Source organism: Arthrobacter sp. UYEF20 (assembly GCF_040546335.1).
Classification (GTDB): Bacteria; Actinomycetota; Actinomycetes; order Actinomycetales; family Micrococcaceae; genus Arthrobacter.
On record NZ_JBEPNP010000003.1, the window covers coordinates 136671 to 152337 of the forward strand.

14 protein-coding genes are annotated in these 15667 nt (G+C 67.5%); 8 read left to right on the top strand and 6 right to left on the bottom strand.

The genetic code is table 11. The features are described from left to right. Nucleotides 1-20: 20 nt before the first annotated feature. The 4 genes from ABIB26_RS04780 to ABIB26_RS04795 all read right to left on the bottom strand — a co-directional run bounded on the left by ABIB26_RS04780 (nt 21) and on the right by ABIB26_RS04795 (nt 3450). A complete protein-coding gene (locus ABIB26_RS04780) occupies nt 21-818 on the bottom strand; it encodes an alpha/beta fold hydrolase (protein ID WP_354240076.1) in 798 nt (265 codons plus the stop codon). A gap of 150 nt (nt 819-968) precedes the next feature. Continuing rightward, entirely contained in the window at nt 969-1883 is a 915-nt protein-coding gene (locus ABIB26_RS04785) for a pullulanase X25 domain-containing protein (RefSeq protein WP_354240078.1), read from the bottom strand. Nucleotides 1884-2293: 410 nt separating this feature from the next. After that, nucleotides 2294-3007 carry a hypothetical protein gene (locus ABIB26_RS04790; protein WP_354240080.1) on the bottom strand — a complete coding sequence of 238 codons (714 nt, stop codon included), beginning with the start codon at nt 3005-3007 and terminating at the stop codon, nt 2294-2296. A 59-nt stretch (nt 3008-3066) separates the two neighbouring features. After that, nucleotides 3067-3450, bottom strand: coding sequence for a hypothetical protein (locus ABIB26_RS04795; RefSeq protein ID WP_354240082.1), 384 nt, complete (start codon nt 3448-3450; stop codon nt 3067-3069). A gap of 406 nt (nt 3451-3856) precedes the next feature. On the opposite strand from ABIB26_RS04795, the gene ABIB26_RS04800 reads away from it, so the two are divergent. Then, nucleotides 3857-4831 carry an aldo/keto reductase gene (locus ABIB26_RS04800; protein WP_354240083.1) on the top strand — a complete coding sequence of 325 codons (975 nt, stop codon included), beginning with the start codon at nt 3857-3859 and terminating at the stop codon, nt 4829-4831. Between the two features lie 24 nt (nt 4832-4855). Here ABIB26_RS04800 and ABIB26_RS04805 read toward each other — a convergent pair whose 3' ends face one another. Beyond that, nucleotides 4856-5944, bottom strand: coding sequence for an adenosine deaminase (locus ABIB26_RS04805; protein ID WP_354240085.1), 1089 nt, complete (start codon nt 5942-5944; stop codon nt 4856-4858). Nucleotides 5945-5992: 48 nt separating this feature from the next. Here ABIB26_RS04805 and ABIB26_RS04810 point away from each other — a divergent pair, with 48 nt between their 5' ends. Beyond that, nucleotides 5993-8593: an excinuclease ABC subunit UvrA gene (locus ABIB26_RS04810; RefSeq protein WP_354240087.1), complete on the top strand. Its 2601-nt coding sequence runs from the start codon at nt 5993-5995 to the stop codon at nt 8591-8593. A 119-nt stretch (nt 8594-8712) separates the two neighbouring features. Here the strand turns inward: ABIB26_RS04810 and ABIB26_RS04815 are convergent, their stop codons facing one another. Continuing rightward, complete coding sequence (locus tag ABIB26_RS04815; protein ID WP_354240089.1) at nt 8713-9297, bottom strand: hypothetical protein; 585 nt, start codon at nt 9295-9297, stop codon at nt 8713-8715. 146 nt (nt 9298-9443) lie between these two features. On the opposite strand from ABIB26_RS04815, the gene ABIB26_RS04820 reads away from it, so the two are divergent. From ABIB26_RS04820 to ABIB26_RS04845, 6 genes are all read left to right on the top strand, one after another. Continuing rightward, nucleotides 9444-10343, top strand: coding sequence for an MSMEG_6728 family protein (locus ABIB26_RS04820; RefSeq protein WP_354240091.1), 900 nt, complete (start codon nt 9444-9446; stop codon nt 10341-10343). A gap of 88 nt (nt 10344-10431) precedes the next feature. Beyond that, complete coding sequence (locus ABIB26_RS04825; protein ID WP_354240093.1) at nt 10432-11322, top strand: NAD-dependent epimerase/dehydratase family protein; 891 nt, start codon at nt 10432-10434, stop codon at nt 11320-11322. 41 nt (nt 11323-11363) lie between these two features. Then, nucleotides 11364-11753: a DUF1622 domain-containing protein gene (locus ABIB26_RS04830; RefSeq protein WP_354240095.1), complete on the top strand. Its 390-nt coding sequence runs from the start codon at nt 11364-11366 to the stop codon at nt 11751-11753. A gap of 40 nt (nt 11754-11793) precedes the next feature. After that, nucleotides 11794-12582 carry an isocitrate lyase/PEP mutase family protein gene (locus ABIB26_RS04835; RefSeq protein ID WP_354240097.1) on the top strand — a complete coding sequence of 263 codons (789 nt, stop codon included), beginning with the start codon at nt 11794-11796 and terminating at the stop codon, nt 12580-12582. A 74-nt stretch (nt 12583-12656) separates the two neighbouring features. Continuing rightward, nucleotides 12657-13421, top strand: a complete 765-nt coding sequence (locus ABIB26_RS04840) for a YqjF family protein (protein ID WP_354240099.1) — start codon at nt 12657-12659, stop codon at nt 13419-13421. Between the two features lie 175 nt (nt 13422-13596). Next, nucleotides 13597-15603 (top strand): HNH endonuclease signature motif containing protein, encoded by a 2007-nt coding sequence (locus ABIB26_RS04845; protein WP_354240101.1) that lies wholly within the window; start codon nt 13597-13599, stop codon nt 15601-15603. Nucleotides 15604-15667 lie beyond the last annotated feature (64 nt).

The window sequence follows — 15667 nt, forward strand, 5'->3', positions numbered from 1 at the left end:
CCACGCGGTTCTAATCGCGGTCAGCCAGCGGCAATGCCGCGAAGGAAGTTCCGCACTTCCGTGTTGAAGGCGTCGGGCGCTTCCATCTGAGCCAGGTGTCCGACGTCGGGGATCACCGAAAGCCTGGAGCCCGGAATCTGGCGGTGCAGCTCGTGGGCAACGTAGAGCGGGGACCGCTGATCGTCCGCGCCGTACAGCAGGAGCGTGGGCACGGTGATGGTCGGCAGCACCGGACGGTAGTCGGCCCGGCCGCTGGCTGAGAGCAGGGCCCGCATTCCTGCTGGCCGGACGCCTGCCATGATCCCGGAGGCCTCAGCCACCACCGCGGGATCAGCCTTATCTGTGAAGAGCGTTGGCAGCCACTCCTCGACGAATTTCTCCGGAGGCAGATCAATCTCAGCCAGCACCTGGGCGTACCGCCGCTCCACCTCCTCGGGCGGCAAGGAGCCCGCCCAGCCGGCATAGGCGGAGGCCAGTACCAGGGACGCGGGTATCTCGGGATACCCGCGGTAAAGCTCCAAGGCAAGCATGGAGCCCCACGACAGCCCCAGTATGTAGGGATTCTCCGGCACGGCCGCGCGCAGGAATCCAGCCGCGACGGCCCCGAACTCCTCGGCAGAGAAGCCCAGAGTGGGGTCGTCAGACTGGCCGCACCCCGGAGCGTCCCAGGCGAACACCGTGAAGTCGTCCGAGAGTCCCTCCAGCTGCCGACGCCAGATCCGGCTGTCCTCCCCGGCCCCGTGGAACAGGACCAGAGGCGGCCCATGGCCAACCCGCTGATATGCGATCCGCAGCCCATCAACCTCAACGGTTTCCATGAGCCAATGCTAGGCCGGTCCGCGATTGCCGGGCAGGTTCAGGACGCGCTGAGCCGCCCGCGATACGCAAATGACCCTTCGACACCCGAATTCGGAATTCTGGTGTCGAAGGGTCATTTGCGCGTCGCCAGGACGATGCGGTGTCGGTGCCTACGGCAGGATGATGTCGCGGGTCCGGTGATCGTAGTGGATGACCAGGACGCCGCCGCCGTGGTGCACCTCGTGGTTGGGCCCGTCGAAGGTCCCGAACACACCGTAGTTTTCATCCCAGGAACGGTTCAGGGCGATCTTGAAGGTGTAGAAACCGGCCGGAACGTCTGCGGCGATCTTCCAGAGCCGGTCCGCCGGGTCCAGTTCCATCTGGGACTCGTCGTACTGCGGCGCCCAGTTGGCGGGCGCGCCCAGCAGGATGTTGAAGTCACCGGCGACCGCGACGGCTTCCGGCTGCTCGATGGTTTCGGTGCCGCCAGCCGGCGTTGCCGGGGCCGGCGCTTCCGCTGCCGGCGCTGCGACCGGGGCAACTGCGGCCGCGGGGGCCTTGGCAGTGGTCTTGGCACTGGCCTTGGCAGTTGCCTTGCGCGTCCGCACCGCCTTGGCGACGGGGGCGACCGCCTCTTCGATCGGCTTGGCGGCCTTGCCGGCCACCTTGGCGGCTTTCGACGGCGCTGCCTCGGCTGACGCGGCGGCCTTTCCTGCGGGAGCCGACGGCAGCGGCGTGTCAGCCGGAACCGGAGTGCCGGCGTCGAGCGCTGCGGCGAAAGAGACCGGCTCGGCGAAAGCGACCGTGGCGCGCTGGCCGTCGTCGGTTATGGACCAGCCGGAACGGCCCTTAACCAGCCAGCCGGCCTTGACCAGCTTCGCGGTGGCGGTGGTCAGCGTCTTGTGGCCGCGGGGAATGCCGCCGCTGAGGAGTTCACGTTCATGATCGTTGAGCGGCTCCCGCGCGATTGCCTCGCCCAGCACGGCTCCGGCGTTCAGCTTCTCGCCCGTCCACACCCCCTCTGCCAGGACATCCAGCACGGCTTTCAGCCGAAGGTTGGTGTTTTCCGCGGTGTTCGCGCCCATGGGTCTCCTTTAGAAGCAATTGATCCACCTGCATTTTGCCAAGGATGTGGGAGTTTTCGCGAGTGGATACGGTTAACTCTGCGTGTCGTGACCCACTATGACAGCCCAAACCGGAGTGCGCGGGGGATCAACGCACCGGTACCCGTGAGTAGCTTTACGCCCGGCGAGTCCTTCTTCTCCGGTTTGCAGCGTGCTGGATTCGGAACGCCCTCGAGCGCAAATGAACCACCTACGCCCTGTCCCTGGAGCCGTCATGCCGCGATTCAAGGTCTGGCTGCAGAATCACCCCTCTCGGCGTCCTTTGTCCCGGCCTTCGTGATTTCCTAGTCGTCCTTGCCGCTCTCCGCCGAGTGCCGAAAGGGTTCCGGAATCTGATCGATAGAATCTGGGATTCCACTCTCCCACGGCGGCTAGCGGGAGTTGATGCCGTGCCGCCTCAGCGCGAAATTGTAGGCCGGATCGTTCTGCAAGATTTCGGTCCCAGCGTCGGCAGCGACGAGATCATCATTAAGGCCGACGTCGGCTCGGCGTAGCCAGAATGCCCAGCAGTAGCCGTGGCCCTGGCCGACTGCGCCATACTTGGATGGGAATCGTATGCCCATCGGGTAAGAACCGTCATCGAGGATCTGGTCCCTGATCCATGACGCGAGCAGGGTTGTAACCTCGCGCCGGCCGCTGGTTACCTCGGCCAGGGTCAGACTCTCGGGAATATCGGCCTCGTACAACAGACTATTGAGGGCATCATTCAAGGCGGCGATACTTTCGCTATGGGCAATATCGACCCATGCACCCGAAGCGAACCGCATCGTGTAGACACGGCGACCGTCTCGCCAGTTCGCGGGAATCCAGCCCGGGATCAGATGTCCATTGGCGTGCCACTCGTCTTCGACTTCTTTGCGGATTTTCTCCACCGGCGCACCGAAGAAGGCTGCTGTCTTCTTGAGGTAATCCGCGTGTTGCGTCGTCATCCTCGCCCACGACAGAGCCTCGCAGAAAGCCGTTTCGTTGTCTTCGGCTGCATACACTGTTCGCCCGGGCGTGTCGAAGCGATACCACCCCGATCGATCTTCAGAAAGGAGCCCGCGCTCCGGCGGGCTCAGTGGGCCGTAGGACTCTTTGGCCACCCGGTAAGCAGTTACCGGCCCGTCCACCAATGCGAGGCCGGTCTTTCCACAAACGCGAATCAACCGATGAACCCGTCATCGACCATGGCCGCCGCGGCCGAAGCGACCTCACGGAACCGGTCCTCCCTAATGGCATCGATCGGCGAGTCCTGGTCAAGCCACGGGTTAGCCCCAATGAACCACATTCGGGCCACATGCTCGCCCTCAGCTTCGGAAACGACCAGCCACTGGGTGTAGGCGAACTGCAGCCGTTTGACTGCGACGTCGTTAGGCGTGGGGCCGTCTTGTTGCGCCCACTTGTAACTGATTTTCCGATCCTTGCTTCCTGCCGTGGCAGCAACGAGAGTGGCTCCAAGGGCGGCATTTAGACGACGGACGATCTCCCGTATGCCTAGCCTTGCTGTCCTTGCGTGGGCTGCACCTGCGATAGCGGCAATGCTCATAGCGGTCGGACTCCTAATCTGGGTCTTCCCCCAGACTACTCCGAGATAGCCCTAAAAGCGACAAAAAATCTACTCGCGAAATCCGACACACGGCGGGACTCCGGCACGTAGACGAAATGGACAAATGCGGCGACGACAGCTGATGTACGCCCATGCCCAGGTCGATCGAGTCGCTTACCGGGAGTGCCAGATCTCAGGGTTCGCGGGCCCAGATCCATGCATACCCAGTTTGCACGTATTCGACGCGTCGTCGACGGCCCGGTCAGGGTTCCTCTTCCGACTGCGCTCCCCGTTGTGCCTCCGCGGCGATGGGCATAGTGTTGCGATCTGCCCAACTGCGAGCCGTCCAACTCCGCGATCCGGTGCCGGATGCTGCTCCCCGCCGTTCTCACTTGAGGAGATTCCCATGGAAACACGCACGCTCGGTTCGCTCACCGTCTCCGCCCTGGGTTTGGGGTGCATGGGCATGAGCGAGTTCTACGGCGAAGGCGAGGAAGGCGAGTCGGCCGCGACCATCCAGGCCTTCCTCGACGCCGGCGGCAGCCTGCTCGACACCGCGGACATGTACGGCCCGTTCACGAACGAACAACTTGTCGGCCGGGCCATTGCCGGCCGGCGGGACGACGTCGTCCTCGCCACCAAATTCGGCAACGAACGCCGGCCCGACGGATCCTGGGTGGGCATCAACGGCTCCCCGGACTACGTACGCGCCGCCTGCGATGCGAGCCTGCAGCGGCTGGGCGTCGACCACATTGACCTGTACTACCAGCACCGGGTGGACAAGACCGTCCCGATCGAGGACACCGTGGGCGCCATGGCCGAGCTGGTGCAGGCCGGCAAGGTGCGGCACCTTGGCCTGTCCGAGGCCAGCGCCGACACCGTGCGCCGGGCCCATGCGGTGCACCCCATCAGCGCCCTGCAGACCGAATACTCGCTGTGGGAGCGCGAGCCGGAGACCAAGATTTTCCCGGTCCTCGCCGAGCTGGACATCGGTTTTGTCCCGTACAGCCCGCTGGGCCGCGGCTTCCTGACCGGCCAGCTGCGCAGCCCCGACGACTTTTCGGAGGACGATTTCCGCCGTCACTCCCCGCGGTTCCAGGGCGAGAATTTCAGCCGGAACCTGGAACTCGTGGACCGGGTCACAGAAATGGCGGACCAGAAAGGCTGCACCCCGGCGCAACTGGCACTCGCCTGGCTGCTGGCCCAGGGCGCGCACATCGTTCCCATCCCGGGCACCAAGAAGCGCGAACGGCTGCGCGAGAACCTGGGCGCGGCCGACGTCGAACTCTCCGCGGAAGACCTCAACCGGCTGGACGAACTCGCCCCGGCCGGAGTGGCAGCCGGCGCCCGGTACCCGAACATGGGGACGATCGACGGCTGAAAACGCGCCACGCCTACTTGTTCGTCAGTGCCCGGACGCCGCCAGCTCGGCCAGCAGCTCGGTTTTGCGCTCCTCGCTCGCGAAGGACGAACGGATCGAGTTCGCCGCCATCCGCACGAAATCGAACTCGGACAGCCCGATCACCGACTTCAGCTGCGCAAAGTTGTCATCCACGTACCCGCCGAAATACGCCGGATCGTCCGAGTTCACGCTCACGTTCAGCCCGGCCGCGAGCATCGCCGGCAGCGGGTGCGCAGCCAGGGTGTCCACCGCCCGGAGCCGGACGTTGGACAGCGGGCACACGGTCAGCGGCATGAGCTCGTTCACCAGCCGCTCCACGAGTTCGGGGTCCTCCATGCACCGGATGCCGTGATCGATCCGTTCCACTCCCAGAAGGTCCAGCGCGTCGATGATGTACGACGGCGGCCCCTCCTCGCCGGCGTGCGCGATCCGGTGCAGGCCGGCTTCCTTGGCACGGGCAAAAAGCCGCTCGAACTTGGCCGGCGGGTTGCCCACTTCGGCCGAATCCAGGCCGATTCCGGCGATCGGGGCTCCCATGGCGAGCAGCTGCTCCAGCACCTCCAGGGCGGATTCCTCGGCGAGGTGGCGCAGGAAGGCCGCGATCAGCAAGGTGGAGACGCCGAAGTCCTCGCGGGAGGTCGCCAGCACCGATGCCACGCCGTTGACGCAGGTCTCGAGTGACACGCCGCGGGACAGGTGCGCCTGCGGATCCAGCATGATCTCGGCATGCCTCACCCCGGCGAGCGCCGCCCGGGCCAGGTAGGCCCGGGTCATGTCGGCGAAGTCCTCCTCGGTCTGGAGCACCGCCATGTTGGCGTAGTAGAGGTCCAGGAAGGACTGCAGGTCCGTGAACTCATAGCGCGAGCGCAGCTCGTCCAGGTCCGCATACGGCAGCTGGATCCCGTTGCGCTCGGCCAGCGCGAAAATCAGCTCGGGCTCCAGCGTTCCCTCGATATGCAGGTGCAGCTCCGCGACCGGAAGCACCCCGTTGACTCCCTCGGGGATTTCGGCCGGCTCCGGCGCCGCTCCGCTGTCGGGGTCTGTCGCGGCCGCATCAGTGCCGGCGTCCGCGCCGCCGTCGTAAGGTTCCATCCGGCAAGGATATGCCCAGCGCAGCCCTGGGCGGATAGAGTCGAACCAATGCAAAGTGAACAGCATGCTTCCCATCTGAGTGGCCCGGCCGTCCCGGATCTGGCTACCGGCAAGCCCACGGACGGTTTTGTCCGGGTGCGCGGCGCCCGGGAGAACAATCTGCGCAATGTGGACGTGGACGTGCCCCGCGATGCGATCGTCGCGTTCACCGGGGTCTCCGGCTCGGGCAAGTCCTCGCTCGCCTTCGGCACCATCTACGCCGAAGCACAGCGCCGCTACTTCGAATCCGTGGCACCCTACGCCCGCCGGCTCATCCAGCAGGGCCACAACCCCAAGGTGGAACAGATCACCGGGCTGCCGCCCGCCGTCGCGCTCCAACAGCGCCGCGGCACGCCCAGCTCCCGGTCCACCGTCGGAACGCTCACCACGCTCTCCAACTCACTGCGCATGCTCTTCTCCCGCGCCGGCAGCTATCCGGAGGGCGCCAGCCCGCTGGACTCGGACGCGTTCTCACCGAACACCTCCGCCGGCGCCTGCCCGGTGTGCCATGGCCTCGGGATCGCGCACACCGTCACCGAGTCCTCGCTGGTCCCGGACACCTCGTTGAGCATCCGCGACGGCGCCATCGCGGCCTGGCCCGGCGCCTGGCAGGGCAAGAACCTGCGCGACATCCTGACCCACCTGGGCTACGACGTCGACACGCCGTGGCGGAAGCTGCCCAAAAAAGACCGCGACTGGATCCTCTTCACCGAGGAACAGCCCGTGGTGGAGGTGACGCCCCAGCGCGACCGCGTCGCCAAGCCGTACAAAGGCCGGTTCTGGAGCGCCAAAAGCTACGTCCTGCACACCCTCGCCGATTCCAAGAGCACCACCATGCGGGACCGGGTGCTGCGCTTCATGGAAACCGGACCCTGCCCGCGCTGCAGCGGCAGCGGACTCCGGCCCGAGGCCCTGGCCGTGACGTTCGCGGGCCGGTCCATCGCCGGGCTCAACGCCGTTCCGATGACCGAACTTGCCGAAATCATCCGCCCGACCGCCGGGCTCACGGAGGCCGGGACCGCCTCACGCAGGCAGTCGTCCGGCGAGGGCAACGAGGTGGCGGTCGCCATCACCCGCGACCTCCTGCAGCGCGTCACCGTGCTGGTGGACCTCGGCCTGGGCTACCTCGCCCTGGGCCGCGCCACCCCCACGCTCTCCCCCGGCGAAATGCAACGGCTCCGGATCGCCACCCAGCTCCGCTCCGGGCTGTTCGGCGTCATCTACGTGCTGGACGAGCCCTCCGCCGGCCTGCACCCCGCCGACGCTGAACCCCTGCTGGAGGTTCTCGAACAGCTCAAGTCCTCCGGCAACTCGGTGTTCGTGGTGGAGCACAACATGGACATCGTCCGCCGCGCGGACTGGCTCGTGGATGTGGGTCCGCACGCCGGGGAAGGCGGCGGCGAAGTGCTCTACAGCGGCCCGGTGTCCGGCCTCGCCGAGGTGGGCGCGTCCGTCACCCGGCCGTTCCTGTTTCCGGATGGTTCAGCTCAGAAGGACGACAACGGCGGTTCCGCCGACGGTGCAGACGGCGGCGGCCGCCGGGAGGCCGCCGGCTGGCTGGAGCTGCGGGGCATCACGCGGCACAACCTCCGCGCGCTCGACGCGAATTTCCCGCTGGGGGTGCTGACCGCGGTCACCGGCGTCTCCGGCTCCGGCAAGTCGACCCTGGTTAGCCAGGTCCTCGCCGAGGTGGTCGGCGCCCGGCTGCATCCGGAGGCCGGGGCCCCGCTCGACACGGCTGCGGCGGAACGGGACGCCGACGCCGCCCCTGCCGCCGAGCTCAGCGAGCCGCTGTCAGTGGGGCCCGTGTCCGGACTGGACCAGCTGGACCGGCTGGTCAAGGTTGACCAGAAGCCGATCGGCCGCACCCCGCGCTCCAACCTGGCCACCTACACGGGTCTCTTCGACGCGGTCCGCAAGGAATTCGCGGCCACGGACGGGGCCAAGGCCCGGGGCTTCGGCGCCGGACGCTTCTCCTTCAACGTCCCCGGCGGCCGCTGCGAGACCTGCCAGGGGGAAGGCTTCGTGGCGGTGGAACTGCTGTTCCTGCCCGGCAGTTACGGACCCTGCCCGGAGTGCCATGGCTCGCGCTACAACCCGGAAACCCTCGAGGTGACGTATTACGGCAAGAACGTGGCGGAGGTCCTGGGCATGACGGTCAATGCCGCCGCGGAGTTCCTCGACGCGGTGCCGGCCGCCGCCCGCAGCCTGCAGACGCTGCGAGAGGTGGGCCTGGGCTATCTCCGGCTCGGCCAGCCCGCCACCGAGCTCTCCGGCGGTGAGGCCCAGCGCATCAAGCTCGCCACCGAACTGCAGCGCGCCCAGCGCGGCCATTCCCTGTACCTGCTGGACGAGCCGACCACCGGCCTGCATCCGGCCGATGTCCAACTCCTGATGGCCCAGCTTCACCGGCTCGTGGACGCGGGCAACACCGTCATTGTGGTGGAACACGAGATGGATGTGGTGGCCGCCGCGGACTGGGTCATCGATCTGGGTCCGGCCGGTGGCGACGCGGGCGGTCAGATCGTCGCCGTCGGCACGCCGGCCGCCGTCGCGCGGTCCAAGAAGAGCCGGACTGCTCCGTACCTGGCGGCCATGCTCGGGAGCTGATTCACCCAAGATCGCGTGCGGCGTCGGGCAGGCGGCTGATAACCCGCAGAAATGACGACGCCGGAGCGCACCCTTGCGGGCGGGCCCCGGCGTCGATTCGCCTTCTTGCTTGGACCGGCTCAGGCGGCGCGCGGAATTTCGCGGACGATCCGGACCTTCCAGGCGGCGTCGTCGCTGGTATCCAGCAGGGCCACGGTGCCCATGGCGAGGTGGAGAGCCACCCGCTTGGCGGCAAGGAGCTCAAGGTAGAGGTTTTCGTTCATCCGGGCCGGCGCGTCAATGACGTACTTCGCGGCGTCGCGGACCTTGCGGTAGTTGGCGCTCTGTTCCCGGCGCAGGTGCAGTTCCAGCATCCGGCGCTGCCGGATCCGTGGTTCGTGGCGGTTGAGCCAGGACACCGCGGCGTGGACCGCCACCACCAGCGTCAGCGAGATGACGTAGATCTCCCCGCCGCTGGAGAGCAGGAACAGCGGCAGGTTGGCGATCGCCACCACTGCGATGAAGAGGCGCAGCGCGAGCAGACGCCGCATGGTGAGGGCCGCGGAAGCGATAGCTGCCCGGAAACCGTGCTGCTCTTTGCGGGCAGCCTCCGGGTCGATCGTGAACTCGTCCAGCACCAGAATCCCGTGGGCGTCCGGGCTGAGCAGTTGTCCGTACTTGGGCGCTATCAGCGTCGCAGATGTAGTTACTGAATTGTTCGACATGGGGCGTGCCTCCCGGGCGGCAGGGGTGTTTCATGCTAGTTTACGCCCCGAAGCTGGGTGCCGTCTTTCCGGTTCCGAAATGTGAACACGCTCACCAGGAAGCCCCTGCAATTGGCGCATTGGGCCCGGGGCCTCAAACTGGAGAGATGCAGACCTTCCTCCCCTTCCCGGATTTCCAGCAGAGCGCCGCGGTCTTGGACCGCGAGCGCCTCGGCAAGCAGCGCGTTGAAACGCTGCAGATCCTGCGGGCACTGGTGATCCCGGAGTACGGCTGGCACTCGCACCCGGCCATCCGGATGTGGATGGGGTACGTTCCGGCGCTGACGCTCTACGGGCTAACCATGGTGGACGAGTGGACGGCCCGCGGCGGCGAGGACACCACCAGGGACAAGATCATGGAGTTCGCGCCCCAGGCAGCCCACCCCGACTACGCCACCAAGATCCCGATGCCGCAGTGGCTCGGCGATCCCGAGCTGCACCTGAGCCACCGCTCCAAGCTGATCGCCAAGGATCCGCGCTTCTACACGCCCTTGTTCCCGGGTACCGAAGCGGACCTGGAGTACGTCTGGCCCGAGCCGAAGCTCGAGCTGCTGCCGGAGGATCCTTCCGGCGAGCGCATCTGGGTCCTCCGGCTGCCGCTCGGCGACACCGCGCCCGAGCAGCTGAAGACCGTCAGCCTGCCGCCGGCAGGACGTGCGAAGGCTGCCTCCGAGGAGGAGGACTACCAGTTCGTGTACGCGGACTCGAGCGCCCGCCGCCCGGCCAAGGTACGCAAGCTGCCGCCGAAGCAGCTCGTCAAGAAGCCCACGCGCAAGCGGCAGCAACAGGAGGAGGCGTTCAAGACTCTCCCGGGCAACTCCGTGGTCGCTATCCCGGTCCATGGCGGCAGTTCCTTCGCGATAGGCAAGGTCCTGGGCCGTCCGATCACCGTGGACGGCCGGTTCGCACGCAACTTCCAGGTCGACGAGATCCTGGACCGCTCGGCCTTTGACTACCCGGCTCTGCTGCAGGATCCACGGGCCTTCTTCCCGATTCCCGCAATGTAACCGGACGACGTCGCTCAAGCCCGTCAACGGTGCTTCCTCACTGCTTTTCCTGAACACTGCTTTTCCTGAACACTGGCAGACTGGGCCCATGACTGTTCTGCTGGCCGGTTGCGGCGATCTGGGAACCGAGGCTGGGCTGCGGTTCGCCGCGGCCGGCCACCGTGTGGTGGGCTGGCGGCGCTCGCCCGAGAAACTGCCGTCGAAGATCGAAGGCGCCGCGGCTGACTTGAGCTCCGGCGTACTGCCGCCCATCCCGGCGGACACCGCCGCCGTCGTCGTCGCTATTGCGGCGGACTCCCCCACGGAGGATGCCTACCGGGCCGCCTACGTGGACGGGCTGTCAAACGTGCTGGACGCCCTGCTGGCCTCCGGGGCCCGCGTGGGCCGGGTCCTGTTTGTCTCCTCCACCGCTGTCTACGGCGACGCCGCCGGCGGCTGGATAGATGAAAGTACGACGCCGGAACCCGGCGGGTTCTCGGGCCGCATCCTCCGGGAAGCGGAGGAACTTCTCCATAGCCGCTTGCTCGGCACCGGCATCACCCCCGTGGTGCTGCGGCTCGGCGGCATCTACGGTCCTGGCCGGACCCGGCTGATTGACCAGGTGCGCGGCGGAACCGCCGTGGTTCCCGCCGAATCGCGCTTCACCAACCGCATCCACCGCGACGACGCCGCCGCCGCAATCGTCCAGCTGTGCACCATGGACGCGGTTCCCGGGCCTGTGTATCTGGGCGTAGACAACGAACCAGCCGAGCTGGGAGAGGTGCTTGGCTTCCTGGCGGCCGAGCTGGGACTCCCCCGACGGGCGTCGGAGTCTTCTGGCTCCGTCCCTGGACTAAAAGCGGCCGGCGAGCCGGCGCGCGGCGGCAACAAACGCTGCAGCAACGCACTGCTCCGGGGCACCGGCTTCGAATTCCGGTACCCGAGTTTCCGCGAAGGTTACCGGGCCGTTCTCGCCGGCGTCGGCGTGCGGCACCCTTAAGACCTTCGTTGGACATCACCACCTACTTCTCAGGGGGAACCATGGATTTTCAGCACATCATTGAGACGGTGGGCCGCTTCATGGACTTCGCCGGTGTGGCCGTCATGGTGGTGGGCGCGCTCGTATCCATCCCGCTGGCGTTGCGCGGATTCCAGCCGCAGCGTCAGCCTGCCGGGTCCGAACCGCTGTCCATTTACCGCTCCTACCGTCAGCTGCTGGGCCGCTCGATCCTGCTGGGGCTGGAGCTGCTGGTCGCGGCCGACATCATCCGGACCGTCGCCGTCACCCCGACGTTCGAGAGCGTCGGCGTGCTGGCCATGATCGTGCTCATCAGGACATTCCTGAGCTTCTCGCTGGAGCTGGAAATCACCGGCCGCTGGCCCTGGCAGAAGCAGCCCGCGGGTTCCTCCGCCGCATCAGCGGCTGGCTGAAACCCTTTCGGGTGTCGCAGGCTCCGGTTAGGCTCGGGAAATGACTGAAAACGCCAATTCACTTGCCGCCAAAGCCACCGAGCTGCTCCGCCTCCACCAGGCACCCGAAATCCTGCAAGTCATCAATGTTTGGGACGCCATTTCCACGAAGGTGGTCGCCGATGTGCCAGGCATCGCTGCCCTGGCCACGGCCAGCCATTCGATCGCCGCTTCGCGCGGCTATGCGGACGGCGAGAATATCCCGGTAGAAGAAATGATCGACGCCGTCCGGCTGATCGCCGCCTCGACGTCGCTTCCGGTCAGTGCCGACCTCGAAGCGGGCTACGGGAACCCTGGCGAGACGGTGCGCAAAGCGATTGGAGTTGGCATAGTCGGCGCCAACATTGAGGACCAGATGCGTCCCTTCGACGATGCTGTGGAGCAGATGCGGGCCGCGGCCCGCGCAGCCGACGCCGAGGGAATCGACTTCGTCCTCAATGCCCGCACCGATGCCTTCGTGAAGGGCAAGGACCGGGACCCTTCGGCGGTGCTGGCCGATGCCATTGAACGCGGCCGTGCCTTCCTCGACGTCGGTGCCACGGCGGTGTTTGTGCCGGGCCTGCTGGACGAGGCCACCGTCACCGCACTGGTGGAGGGTATCGGCTGGAACAAGATTTCGGTCATCAACGGGCCCGGTTCCCTGGCCCCGGCCAAACTTCAGGAACTTGGTGTCGCCCGCATCTCTTACGGCCCGTGGACCCAGCGTGTCGCGCTGACCGCCTTGGCCGATGCCACGGCGGAGCTTCTGGCCGGCGGAGCCCTTCCGGAAGGAACCCGGCCTCTGAACTGAGCGGTCGAGGGCTCCGGAACCAATGGGCTCCGAGGGAGCCTTCTCACCAAGCCGACCGAAGAGGGATGATCCGAATGGGCGTAGATCCTTGGCCGGATGCACCTGAGCTTCCGGCGCCCACCATCATGGGCCAGCGGTGGACGGACGCCGTCTTCCTGCATTGGCGCATCCCGGAGGCGGTGGCTGCGTCGTCTATGCCACAGGGCGTCGTGCCGGACGTCTTCGACGGATCCGCCTGGGTGGGGCTGATCGGCTTCCGACTGCAGGGCGCCGGACTGGGCCGCGGTCCGGGTGTCCCGTATTTCGGAAGTTTCAATGAGATCAACGTACGCCTCTACTCCCGGGAGCCGGACGGCACCCGGGGTGTAGTTTTCCTGAGCCTGGATGCGTCGCGTTTGGCCGTGGTGCTGGCCGCGCGTGCGGCCGGGATCCCCTATGTGTGGTCGCGGGCGGGCTTCCTTGCTGCGCCTGCTTTGATTTGCCGGGGCGCGGCAGGGCCGTTCGCCGGGTATTCGGTGCGCCGTTTCCGGGCCGGAGCGCGGAGCGATTTTGCGGTAGCCCCGGAGCCCGACGTCGAAGCAACCGATCCGCTGTCCATCCACCTCACCGCCCGCTTTGGCCTGCACACCCGGTTCAGGGGCAGGACGCTGTATGTTCCCAACACGCACAGCGCGTGGCCGCTGTACCGGGCGCAATTGACCCAGCTTGAGGATCAGCTGGTGGCCGCCGCCGGCATCTCGGTCTCAGGGCCGCCCGAATCGGTCCTTTTCTCACCCGGGGTCAGCACCCAGTTTGGCTGGCCGCGGGTCCTGGATCCGGGGCGCCTAAATACTGTCTGACGGCTCGGATCTGGCGGGGATCTGAGGCGGTGCCGCCGGACGGAATCACCACAGCCGGGTCAGTTTTCAATAAGCGGCGACGGAGGCCATGGTGTGGCAGTTGATTTCGCCGGGGGGGGTTCAATGCGTCACCAACGACGTTGACCGATCGTCTAATAGTGTCGGAGCCCTCTGATTGACTGTAGCTATGGAAGCCATCGGGGATTTCATTCCCTTCCAGGACACAGACGCAGAGCGGGACGCGGGCCGGGTCAGAGGCCATGGTCCGGCCCGGGCCCTGCAGCCTGGACTGGACAGCGCCCTCGCCGCGCTCCACGAGGTGGGCTCGGCCGCGGCAGGGGACGCGGCGGACTGGGGATTCCGGACGGCGTCTGACTTCGCCGGCCGGGTGGAGGAACTCTCACGGACGGTGGAATACCTGCAGCTCGTGGCGGCCGCCGCCGTGGACCGGACCCGGAAACAGTCCGCCGCGGCCCCGGCGAGGGGCAGCACCGCCTGGACCACCGGCTGGCGCCACACCTCCGGCGGGTGGGAGACCGGCGGCGACGGCGGCGGCCCGGCCGTCGCACCCGGGGCCGTCGCTGCCGCCGGGGCCGTCGCTACCGCCGGGGCCGTCGCTACCGCCGGGGCCGTCGCTACCGCCGGCGCCGTGGCAACGTCCGGAGCGGTAGCTCCCTCGGTTGCCGTGGACGGTATGCCCGGTGCGGTGGCTACGTCCGGGGCGGTGGATCCCTTGGTTGCCGTGGACGACGGCTACCGGAACACCGCGGAGTTCCTGCGGGCGCGGCTGCGGATCAGCGCCTCCGAGGCCCGGCACCGGCTCTGCCTGGCCGCGAAACTCCTGCCACGGCCGGGCCTTGCCGGACGGCAACTGCCTCCCGCGCACGAGGAACTCGGCGCCGCCGTGTCCTCCGGAGACGTCGCGTCCCGGGCCGCGACGATCATCACCGCCGCGCTGGACCGGGTCCGGCACACCGGCGACGCCGAGGCAGCCGCCCGGATGGAGCACGCCCTGACGCGCACCGCCGCCGAGAACGATGCGGACTTCCTGGCCCGCGTCGCCCGGGGCTGGACCGACGCGCTGGACCAGGACGGCGCCGAGCCCTCCGAGGAACTGCTGCGCCAGCTCCAGGGCGCCTTCATCCGCCGGCCGCGCCACGGCCTCCAGCACCTCGAGATTTTCGCGACCGCCGAGCAGTTCGAACACCTCCTCACCGTCATGAACACCGCCACCAACCCCCGCACCACCATCACGCAGACACCCGGCGCCCCGGCAGCCGGGGCCGCGGCAACAGCGGCCACGGCAGCGGGTGAGGGTTCCGTCGACGGCCACGCCGCGGGGGACAGCCCTGCCGCCGGCGTGTCCGCCGCCGCTGAGAGTGCCGCCGCCGGCACGAGTGTTGCGGACATCTCCAGTGTTCCGGACATCTCGAGTGTTGCCGCCGCTTCGGGTGCTGTGGGCGTTTCGGCTGTGCCGGGTGCTGCGGCTGCCGCGGGCGTTTCTGCCCCGGAGGATGACCCCGGGGCCCCGGGACTGGATCTCCGCTCGCGCCCGCAGAAGCTGCTCGACGGCCTCATCGGGGCCTGCAAAGCCGCCCTCGCCGCGGGCTCCCTGCCCGCCGCCGGCGGACTCCGCCCCCAGGTCATGGTCACCATCGACTACAGGGACCTGCTTTCCCGGCTCGGAGACGGCCCGGACGGCCCGGCAGAAGGTCCCGGATCCCCCGGCCGGCCCGCGGCCCGGACCGGAACACTGCTGTTCACCGGGCCCGTCACGGCCTCCACCGTCCGGAAGATCGCCTGCGACGCAGACATCATCCCGGTCCTCCTCGGCGGCGAAAGCAGGATTCTGGACATCGGAAGGGCCTCGAGGGTCTTCCCGCCCCACATCCGCAAGGCCCTCACCGCACGCGACCAGGGCTGCGCCTTCCCCGGCTGCACCATCCCGGCATCCTGGTGCGAGGCCCACCACATCACCTACTGGTCCCGCGGCGGAAGCACCGGAACGGAGAACGGAACCCTGCTCTGTTCACGCCACCACCACGTAATCCACAAGGAACAATGGACCATCCAGGTCCGCACCGGGATCCCCTGGTTCATCCCGCCACCACACCTGGACCCGAGCCAACGACCCCGCCGCAACCACTACTTCCGGCCCGCAGATCTCACCACGCCCCCGTGACGCCGGTCGCGGGTAAGGGCGGTCCGAAGTGACCGCGGCGAGTCAACCCTTAAGTTCGATCAAT